Annotated in this window: 9 protein-coding genes and 1 pseudogene; 6 read left to right on the top strand and 4 right to left on the bottom strand. The window is 57.5% G+C overall.

The features are described 5' to 3' along the window. The coding region (locus ACLD1X_RS14825; protein WP_429368800.1) for a LuxR C-terminal-related transcriptional regulator at positions 1 to 199 on the top strand (199 nt) is incomplete at its 5' end. Positions 200 to 241: 42 nt separating this feature from the next. Next, positions 242 to 331 (top strand): annotated as a pseudogene (locus tag ACLD1X_RS14820) (LuxR family transcriptional regulator); the annotation flags it as partial. Positions 332 to 451: 120 nt separating this feature from the next. Here ACLD1X_RS14820 and ACLD1X_RS14815 read toward each other — a convergent pair. Next, positions 452 to 1,549 (bottom strand): GNAT family N-acetyltransferase/peptidase C39 family protein, encoded by a 1,098-nt coding sequence (locus tag ACLD1X_RS14815; RefSeq protein ID WP_429368798.1) that lies wholly within the window; start codon positions 1,547 to 1,549, stop codon positions 452 to 454. Positions 1,550 to 1,642: 93 nt separating this feature from the next. Here ACLD1X_RS14815 and ACLD1X_RS14810 point away from each other — a divergent pair, with 93 nt between their 5' ends. From ACLD1X_RS14810 to ilvA, 3 genes are all read left to right on the top strand, one after another. Beyond that, a complete protein-coding gene (locus tag ACLD1X_RS14810; RefSeq protein ID WP_429368796.1) occupies positions 1,643 to 3,229 on the top strand; it encodes a RimK family protein in 1,587 nt (528 codons plus the stop codon). Positions 3,230 to 3,236: 7 nt separating this feature from the next. Further along, on the top strand, positions 3,237 to 4,160 hold the full coding sequence (locus tag ACLD1X_RS14805; protein WP_429368794.1) for a magnesium transporter CorA family protein: 924 nt from the start codon (positions 3,237 to 3,239) through the stop codon (positions 4,158 to 4,160). A 229-nt stretch (positions 4,161 to 4,389) separates the two neighbouring features. After that, entirely contained in the window at positions 4,390 to 5,403 is a 1,014-nt protein-coding gene (gene ilvA / locus ACLD1X_RS14800) for a threonine ammonia-lyase, biosynthetic (RefSeq protein WP_429368792.1), read from the top strand. Positions 5,404 to 5,447: 44 nt separating this feature from the next. On the opposite strand, the gene eco is transcribed toward ilvA, so the two are convergent. Then, positions 5,448 to 5,930, bottom strand: a complete 483-nt coding sequence (gene eco, locus ACLD1X_RS14795) for a serine protease inhibitor ecotin (RefSeq protein ID WP_429368790.1) — start codon at positions 5,928 to 5,930, stop codon at positions 5,448 to 5,450. A 281-nt stretch (positions 5,931 to 6,211) separates the two neighbouring features. On the opposite strand from eco, the gene ACLD1X_RS14790 reads away from it, so the two are divergent. After that, positions 6,212 to 6,478: a DUF1652 domain-containing protein gene (locus ACLD1X_RS14790; RefSeq protein WP_429368788.1), complete on the top strand. Its 267-nt coding sequence runs from the start codon at positions 6,212 to 6,214 to the stop codon at positions 6,476 to 6,478. Here ACLD1X_RS14790 and ACLD1X_RS14785 read toward each other — a convergent pair. Both ACLD1X_RS14785 and ACLD1X_RS14780 read right to left on the bottom strand, forming a co-directional pair. Next, positions 6,475 to 6,870, bottom strand: coding sequence for a hypothetical protein (locus ACLD1X_RS14785; protein WP_429368786.1), 396 nt, complete (start codon positions 6,868 to 6,870; stop codon positions 6,475 to 6,477). The two genes, ACLD1X_RS14790 and ACLD1X_RS14785, sit on opposite strands and share 4 nt — an antisense overlap. A 91-nt stretch (positions 6,871 to 6,961) precedes the next feature. Continuing rightward, positions 6,962 to 7,228: a DUF2790 domain-containing protein gene (locus ACLD1X_RS14780; RefSeq protein WP_429368784.1), complete on the bottom strand. Its 267-nt coding sequence runs from the start codon at positions 7,226 to 7,228 to the stop codon at positions 6,962 to 6,964. Between the last annotated feature and the right edge of the window lie 133 nt (positions 7,229 to 7,361).

The following is a 7,361-nucleotide window of genomic DNA, read 5'->3' as shown; positions in this document are numbered from 1 at the left end:
TTCAAGTTGCCGACGCAGATCTTTGTGGGGGAGAGCGATGCCTCAACAGCTGCTGCGCGAAGCGGCAGGTCTGGTTGAGATGAACATTTCTCCGGAAACCGTGCGTATGCACCGCAAGAACGTGTATTTGAAGTTGGAGGTAGGGGCGCAGTCGGAGTTGTTGTTTGCGTTGTTTATCGAGTGGCCGCGTAAGCATTGAGAGTCAAAAGATCGTAGCCTGTGGCAGCTCCTACCGGGGNTGCACCGCAAGAACGTGTATTTGAAGTTGGAGGTAGGGGCGCAGTCGGAGTTGTTGTTTGCGTTGTTTATCGAGTGGCCGCGTAAGCATTGAGAGTCAAAAGATCGTAGCCTGTGGCAGCTCCTACCGGGGATGCATTCCCCTGTGGGAGCGGCGGTGCGGCGATCCGACTTGCTCGTAAAGGTGGTGTTGGAGCCACCACAAAAGTAGCGACTACCTCTGTCCATACAAAATCACGGCCGCCCTTAATTTGTCCCGGCCAAAGCTGCACATCTTCTCGAACTCCCCATGGCTGACCGGCAGGTGCTGGCAGTCCATGGCCTGGCGATGCTGGCTGTGGTCCACATCGGGATCGTGCAGGTAGACAAATTCTTCATCGCAATCGGTCACCATCACCCAGTGCGGCGATTTGGAGCGGGTCAGGCGATAACTACTGATCAGTACCAACGGCTGCCCGCCATGCTCCAGCAGTTGTGGAAGATTCAGTGGCCCGCCGATCTCGCACACGACGTCACTGGCAAGCAGCTGCGCGGTGAACGCTTCGTGCACCAGACGCATTACGTCTTTTTTATGCTCATCGCGCACCCCGTCAAGGAACAACGGCCCGGTCATGCTCAGTTGCAGGTGCACCCGAAACCCGCGGCGCCAGGCTGCCAACGCCAGGCCTTGCGGGCTGCAGCCACCGTGGCCGGAGGTCATGAACACGGTGGTTGCCTCGCGCCAGATTTGCAGTTCTTCACGGCGCTCCAGCAAACGCCCACGCTGCAACGCGCCCATGGCCATGAGCAGGCACGCCGGTCCGCAGGTGAATTCGGTGGTCTGTGGGTAGTAGGGCACTTGAATGTTGCGTGATTCGCGGTGCTGGAGGATGCGTTTTTCCAGGCGCAACGCATCGGCGTGGTCCTGATAGTAGTCGTGGATCAGGGCAAAGCGCCGGTAACCGTTACGTTCATACAAGGCAATTGCCGCCGGATTGTCGATACGCACCTCCAAACGCAAATAGGCGCAATCGTGTTCCAGGGCAATGGCTTCGGCGCGATCGAGCAACAACTTGCCGAGGCCATTGCCCCGCGCTTGAGCCGCAATGGCAATCGAATACAGACGTGCCAGCGACGTACCCCGATGGAAAAGTACCACGGCGTAACCCAGCAGATGCTCACCACGCTGGGCCACGAGCAGTTGCCCGTTGGCGCGGCTGATCATCCATTGAAAGCTACGGTTGTTGAGCCGGTCGGTGGTAAAGCATTGCTCTTCAAGTTGCAGCAGTGCGGGTAAGTCTTCTATTACCGCCAAACGCAAAACTGTATTCATGCTGACCGCCGTAAAAGTTGCGTAACGAAACGAGACTTTAAAAAAAGTTCGTGCTTAATAGGAAAGGTCTTGTTCTTCAACGGATCAATCACTATGTCAGCGGTACAAGGTCATTGGCGCGAAGTATCCGAGCAAACTTTGCCGACAGCAATCACTTCGGCAACTTATTTAAATGATTCGAATAAAACTTCCAGCCAGTTGATTATCATCGTCGAACGCAAGGAAGACTGGGCTAACTATTTCCCCAGCGAGGACATCGTCACGGCCCAGGAATATCTGGAAAAAACTCGCGACAATGAGCAGGGCAAGCGTGCGCAGGTCATCAACCTGTGCCGTAGCTACAAGTACCTGGGGCACGGTTATTACTGCTCGCTGCTGGCTGAAGCACGTGGGCACAAGGTCATTCCGTCGGTGCGAACCATCAGCGAACTGACCCGCAAATCCCTTTACGGTCTAGCGCTTGACGACCTGGATAAAACCCTGGAAAAAGCCCTCAGTCATCATGCTTACAGCGACACCGAAGGGTTTACCCTGACGTTGTATTTCGGCAAGACCAATATCGAGCCTTTGCAGGATCTGGCCAGGCAATTATTTGAAGTGTTTGCCTGTCCAATATTGTTGGTTGAGTTTCGCCGAACTAACGGCTGGCATATCGAAGGCATCAAATCCGGTGCGTTGCACAAGCTGCGGGAGGATCAGGAAGATCAATTTGCAAACGCCCTCGACAGTTTCAGTCGCAAGATCTGGCGCCTGCCGCGCTCGCGACGGCTGGCTCGCTACGACCTGGCCATCCTGCATGATCCACAGGAAGCCTTGCCACCGTCGAATGCCAAGGCGCTGGACAACTTCGTCCGGGTCGGCAGGGCGCTGGGTATCGACGTCGAACTGATCGAGCGCAAGGACTACGCACGGATTGCCGAATACGACGGTTTGTTGATCCGTGAGACCACCAGCGTCGACAACCATACTTATCGCTTCGCCAAGAAAGCCGAGAGTGAAGGGCTGGTGGTGATGGACGACCCGACGTCGATTCTGCGCTGCACCAACAAGGTGTATCTGACTGACCTGCTCAAGAGTCATCAACTGGGCATGCCCGCCACTGAAATCCTCTACAAGGAGCGACCGGAAGACTTTGAGCGGGTTGGCGAACGACTGGGTTTTCCGCTGGTGTTGAAAATTCCCGACGGTTGTTTCTCCCGGGGCGTGATCAAGGTCGAAAGCCAGCAAGCCTTGCTCGAAGCCACCGCCGAACTGTTCGAGCACTCGGTACTGTTATTGGCACAGGAGTTCTTCTACACCGAGTACGACTGGCGCATCGGTGTACTCAACCGCAAACCGATCTTTGCCTGCCAATACTTCATGTCCAAGGGCCACTGGCAAATTTACAACCACAAGGCCAAGGGCCAGGACATCAACGGTGAATGCCGCACCCTGGCGGTTCACGAAGCGCCTCGGGCAGTGGTGGAACTGGCCGTCAAAACCGCCAACCTGATCGGCGATGGTCTCTACGGAGTCGACCTCAAGCAGTCCGGTGACAAAGTGGTGGTGATCGAGGTCAACGACAACCCGAACATGGACGCCGGCATCGAAGACGCCTATTTACAGGATGATCTGTATTCACTGGTGCTGGAAGAGTTCGTCCGCCGCCTGGAGCTCAAACGTCGCGGTCAGGCCTGGTGAGCGATCAATGATCAAGAGTTTCCAATTGGCTCACGGCGCACTGCACGCCGTTGAGCGCCTGGACGCCGACGTCATGCTGTTCAGCAATCCCGATGTCGCCGAGCGCGACCTGCTGCACAGTCACTTCAAACTCGATGAGCACGCATTGGCCTCGGCGCTGGACCCTGATGAGGTGTCGCGCATCGAGTTCCATCCCGACAACCTGTTCCTGATCTGGAAGCGTCCGGACAGTTACTCGGGCGCCGACAGCCTGGGGTTCCAGGTGTCCTCTTGTGGCCTGCTGTTTTCTCCGGGTCGGTTGCTGGTGATCGCCACCGATGACGCACCGCTCAACGGGCTCGGCAAACGTCAGGCGCTCAATTCACCGCTGGATGTCTTGCTCGACCTGCTGTTCAACAATATTCATCATTACCTGGGGCACTTGAAGGTCATCAAGCTGATCGCCCGGGAATTGCAGCAGAAATTCAACGCCTCGATGCAAAACCAGCATCTGATCCAGATGTTCAACCTCAGCGAAAGCCTGATTTATTACATCAACGCGATTCACAGCAATGGCGCCGTCCTGACCCGACTGCGCAATCACGCGCAAAAGCAGTGTTTCAGCGCCGAGGCCATCAGCCTGATAGATGACCTGATCATCGAAAACAACCAGTGTTACAAACAGGCGGAAATCTATTCGACGGTGTTCTCCGGACTGATCGACGCCCGGGGCAACCTGATGAACAACAGTATGAACAACCTGCTGCGCAAGCTGACGTTGATCAACGTGGTGTTTCTGCCATTGAACCTGCTGGCGAGCATCGGCGGTATGTCCGAGTTCAGCATGATGACGGCGGGAACACCGTGGTGGGTTTCTTACCCCTTGCTGCTGTCGGCGATGATGATCGGGGCGGGGGCGATGGTGGTGGGCCTCAAGCGCCTGGCGAGGTGATGGCGGTTTCAATGTCACCATAGGGGGGCGGGTGATGTTTGCCATTGACTTGCCACCACCGCCCGGCTAATTTCGAGCCATGACTTCCTCCGTATTGCGCTGCCAGCCAAGCATTATTACCGCCATTCCTCATTTGGCGGGCTAGCTCACGACTGCAGCACCCAACCCGCCCTGGAGGCGGGTTTTTACTTTCTGTCTCCCGAGCCCCGATCAACGTCAGGAGACGACGATGAGTTTTACAACCGATCAGCAAGCCTTGCTTGAACGCTACGTCAAAAAGATCCTTGCCGCGCCGGTGTATGAACTGGCGGTGCGCACGCCGTTGCAACCGGCGCCGGCCTTGTCTGAAACCTTGGGCAACCAGGTCCTGCTCAAGCGCGAAGACTTGCAACCGACCTTTTCCTTCAAGATCCGCGGCGCCTACAACAAGCTGGTGCAACTGAGCGAGGCGCAAAAGGCGCGCGGCGTGGTCACGGCTTCTGCCGGCAATCATGCGCAGGGCGTGGCCCTGGCTGCGCGGGAACTGGGAATCAACGCCACCATCGTCATGCCCTGCACGACGCCGCAACTGAAGGTGATCGGGGTGCGCAGTCGCGGCGCTGATGCGGTATTGCACGGGGAAAGCTTTCCGTTTGCACTGGCCTATGCGTTGGGTCTGGCCGAGGAAACCGGTCGCACCTTTGTTTCGCCCTTCGACGATCCCGAGGTGATCGCAGGCCAAGGCACGGTGGCCATGGAAATCCTGCGCCAGCACCAAGGTCCGCTGGATGCGATCTTCGTACCGGTGGGAGGCGCAGGGTTGATCGCGGGAATCGCCGCCTACGTCAAATACCTGCGGCCGGAGGTTCGCATCATCGGCGTCGAATCGGAGCATTCCGCGTGCCTGCAAGCCGCGTTGCTGGCCGGTGAGCGAGTTGTCCTGCCCAGCGTCGGCACTTTCGCCGACGGGGTGGCGGTGGCGCAGATCGGCGCATATGGATTTGAGGTCTGCCGGTTTTGCGTCGATGACGTAGTGACCGTCAGCAATGATGAACTTTGCACCGCAATCAAGAATATCTACGACGATACCCGCTCGATCACTGAACCTTCCGGAGCATTGGCGGTGGCGGGGATCAAGAAGTACGTGGCACGGAGCGGGGTTCGCGGTCGAACCCTGGTCGCCATCGATTCAGGGGCCAACATCAACTTCGACAGCCTGGGGCATGTGGCCGAGCGCGCCGCGTTGAGTGGCGCCCCGGCGTGACGCTTGTGCAGGCGGATGCCGATAGGCTACGCCTGATAAGCGGATTATTCCTGAATGGCTTTCTCGACCTTGGCCGACGCCGACCAGATCCGGTAGCGCACTTCGATGTCCTTGGGTACGTACAGCACGAGGGGCAGCTTGCTGTTGTACCGCAGCAGGAAGCCGTCACCGACCACCGGTACGAACGCCTGTTTGCTCGAGCCTTGCGGACAGGCCATCAGCGTGCTCATCGGGCCAATGACTTTGTCCAGGCGATAGAACGGGTAGCCCCAACCTTCGAGGTTCTTCTCCTCGAGGATGCCGCCCAGGCGCGGGTGATTGCAGTCTGCAGTCATTGTTTTGCCGGCCAGGATCTCGACCTGGAAGTCGTCTTCCCGGGTCTGTGGCGCGAGGTGAATCACCTGGCGGGTAAACCCGCTTTCGGCCTTCGGATAGGGCGCGGTTTCTTCGAGTTTGGCGGCGTGCGCCACGCCGGCAAGCCCCAGTGCGAATAGCGCTACGCCAGCGTTAACGGTCAAAGAATTCATGATGCCTCCTTGCTTGAAGTGAAGGGCGGCATTTTCACTGCCGTGTGCAGTGAATGCAAACCCGTGGCTCCCGGTGTGCAAATTGCAGGGCTGCCAAGGGCAATTATTGCAAACTGCATGGCAGGTTTTGCACATGACTTGCCTAAACCCTTGAAATGCCGATGAGCTGCACAGCGAATTTCAGGGCATGTTTTATGCTGTAGCTGTCCTTGAAACTTGCCGGGATTTCACAGGAGCGAGTATTGACCGTTATTGGCAGTCTCACAAAGGAGGGAGTCGCCATGTTTCTTTCTGCCCTGGAACTTCGCAACATCATCGAAAGCAGTTTTCTACCCAAGCGCTGCCAGTGCACGCTGTCACCGGATCTGTCGATGACCGTCAAGGTCTATGCCGACGGGCAAACCGATCACCTGGATCTATTGGTCAGCGGTATCGATGCCTCCGGGCTCAATGGCTGCCGGGAAATAAACGAGTTGATAGCCCAACTGCGTTCCAGACAGCACCCCATAGAGGTCGAGCCGCACTCGATGCCGGGCAAGGCACTTTAACCTGCTGTTTCGAGTTCCACCGATACGCGCCGGGTCTGGAAGAACGCCAGGCCCAGCGCCAGTTCAAGCCCGACGGCCAACAAGATGCCTGGCCCGACATTGCCGTTGAGCCATTCGCCAAAACCCAGTACGGCCAACCCCCAGCAGCCGACGACGAAACCGAGGCTCAGTGCATTGCGGGTTGCGCAAGGGGGGCTGTTGCGAACCAGATAAGAGATCACGCTGAACGTCGCGAACAGCACGGCGATGCGTCGGGCGACCAACTGCGCCGCCAGTGAAAATTCGATATCCCAGAATGGCAGCAGCCATTGCGGTGCCAGGCCCCAGAGCAAGCTCAGCAAAAGACACAAGACGGCGGTACACGTGGACAGGGTGCGGAACGACAACTGCATGGCCAATCCTTGCGGGCAGTGAGGGAGGCGCTAGAGCATAGCGCCTCGACTCTCTGAGGAATACCGCCGGATGCGAAATCAGACGTTTCGGTCAGCCTTGGTTCTCGCAGGCGTCGGAAAGTTTACGGTAGGTGATTTCTGCGGGTTGTCCCCTGTCATCGATGTACTTCATGTCGGCCTTCACCACTTTGCATTCCAGAGTGTCGGGCTCGGTCAGTGAAATCACTTTGCTGACATGCAATGGCATGCCGTAGTGATAGGGCACGGCTTGAGAGGCAGTGGTGTCATTGGCCTGGGCCAGGCCGGCAAACGCGGTGCAGGCGAGGGCGGCGGTAACCAGCAAGGTGCGAGTGTTCATCAGCGATCTCCGGTGCGGACGGAAAGTCAGTTCGATGTGTGGCTTGTCGAACCTGCCGCACTGGGCGTCAGAACAGTCTGAGGGCGTGCGGACCAGTGAAGTGTTGGACCGCACGGTTAAGCGAGGGTTAACC

This window comes from Pseudomonas sp. 18173 (assembly GCF_050432945.1).
In the GTDB taxonomy this organism is placed as follows: domain Bacteria; phylum Pseudomonadota; class Gammaproteobacteria; order Pseudomonadales; family Pseudomonadaceae; genus Aquipseudomonas.
Note: the sequence above shows the minus strand (reverse complement) of the source record. Positions and strands in the feature narration are given on the sequence as shown.

Bases quoted from the DNA above. Each gene is read 5' to 3' on its own strand.
- ACLD1X_RS14790 (WP_429368788.1), top strand. From the start codon at position 6,212: ATGTTTCTTTCTGCCCTGGAACTTCGCAACATCATCGAAAGCAGTTTT.
- ACLD1X_RS14815 (WP_429368798.1), bottom strand. From the start codon at position 1,549: ATGAATACAGTTTTGCGTTTGGCGGTAATAGAAGACTTACCCGCACTG.
- eco (WP_429368790.1), bottom strand. From the start codon at position 5,930: ATGAATTCTTTGACCGTTAACGCTGGCGTAGCGCTATTCGCACTGGGG.
- ACLD1X_RS14785 (WP_429368786.1), bottom strand. From the start codon at position 6,870: ATGCAGTTGTCGTTCCGCACCCTGTCCACGTGTACCGCCGTCTTGTGT.
- ACLD1X_RS14810 (WP_429368796.1), top strand. From the start codon at position 1,643: ATGTCAGCGGTACAAGGTCATTGGCGCGAAGTATCCGAGCAAACTTTG.
- ilvA (WP_429368792.1), top strand. From the start codon at position 4,390: ATGAGTTTTACAACCGATCAGCAAGCCTTGCTTGAACGCTACGTCAAA.
- ACLD1X_RS14805 (WP_429368794.1), top strand. From the start codon at position 3,237: ATGATCAAGAGTTTCCAATTGGCTCACGGCGCACTGCACGCCGTTGAG.
- ACLD1X_RS14780 (WP_429368784.1), bottom strand. From the start codon at position 7,228: ATGAACACTCGCACCTTGCTGGTTACCGCCGCCCTCGCCTGCACCGCG.